Here is a 1139-nt window from a genome sequence, read left to right on the forward strand (position 1 = left end):
CATCCCCAGGGCGACCCGCCGCGACGGCGCCGGTTCGGTGAAGTAGCCGGTGGCCAGGGCGTCGTTGCGGCCGGTCTCGACGGTCAGCGCGGTACGCGGCAGCAGCGTCACGCCGAGCCCGCCGGCGACCAGCTGGACCAGGGTGGAGAGCCCGGCCGCGGTCGTGGTGACGGGGGCGCCCGTGGTGCGCCCGGCCTCCCGGCAGATGTCCAGGGCCTGGTCGCGCAGGCAGTGCCCCTCGTCGAGCAGCAGCAGCGGCAGCTCGCGCAGCGCCTCGCGCGGGATGTCGGCGCGCCCGCCCAGCCAGTGGTCCTTCTCCATGACCAGGACGAAGTCCTCGTCGAAGAGCGGGAGTTCGGTCACCCCCGGCACCCCGAGCGGTACCGCGAGCAGCAGCAGGTCCAGCCTTCCGGCGGCCAGCCCGTCCAGCAGCGAGGCGGTCTGCTCCTCGTGGACCTGGAGGTCGAGCTCCGGGTAGCGCTCGTGGACCAGCCCGAGCACGGTCGGCAGCATATACGGGGCGACGGTCGGGATCACGCCCAGCCTGAGCACTCCGGTGAACCGCGCCCGGACCGCCTCGGCCTCCTCCATCAGCTCACCGACGGCCTCCAGCACCGCCCGCGCCCTGGCCGCGAGCCGCTCCCCCGCCGGCGAGAGCAGCACCTTGCGCGTCGTACGCTCGATGAGCCGGACACCCAGTGTCTCCTCCAGCGCCGACACCGCCCCGGAGAGCGCGGGCTGGCTCATCCCGATCGATGCCGCGGCGTCCCGGAAGTGCAGGCACTCCGCGACGGCGACGAAGGCACGCAGCTGGGAGAGACTGGGCTGTTTGGGGCGAGTGCCCTGATTGCTCTGCACCACTGATAGGCACCTCCGATCATCACGAGCAAGTGTAGCTATTTCCGTGATCAATGCACTCTGTGCCAAGGTGGATCTCGTCCAACCCTCAGGAAAACCCCAAAAGGGATTTCCAACGCTTCAAGGAGAGCGCGTGCTCACTGTCGGTGACAAGTTCCCCGAGTTCGACCTGACTGCCTGTGTCTCGCTGGAGAGCGGCAAGGAATTCGAGCAGATCAACCACAAGACCTACGAGGGCAAGTGGAAGATCGTCTTCGCGTGGCCGAAGGACTTCACCTTCG

The 1139-nt window shown here is 68.8% G+C and carries 2 protein-coding genes; one reads left to right on the top strand and one right to left on the bottom strand.

The features are described from left to right. Positions 1-861, bottom strand: an 861-nt coding sequence (locus ACFWGZ_RS41145) for a hydrogen peroxide-inducible genes activator (protein ID WP_382457000.1), incomplete at its 3' end; no start/stop codon positions are given. Between the two features lie 130 nt (positions 862-991). Here ACFWGZ_RS41145 and ACFWGZ_RS41150 point away from each other — a divergent pair. Beyond that, a partial coding sequence (locus ACFWGZ_RS41150; RefSeq protein ID WP_382457001.1) for a redoxin domain-containing protein occupies positions 992-1139 on the top strand: 148 nt, incomplete at its 3' end.

It is taken from the genome of Lentzea sp. NPDC060358 (genome assembly GCF_042725365.1).
Lineage (GTDB): Bacteria > Actinomycetota > Actinomycetes > Mycobacteriales > Pseudonocardiaceae > Lentzea.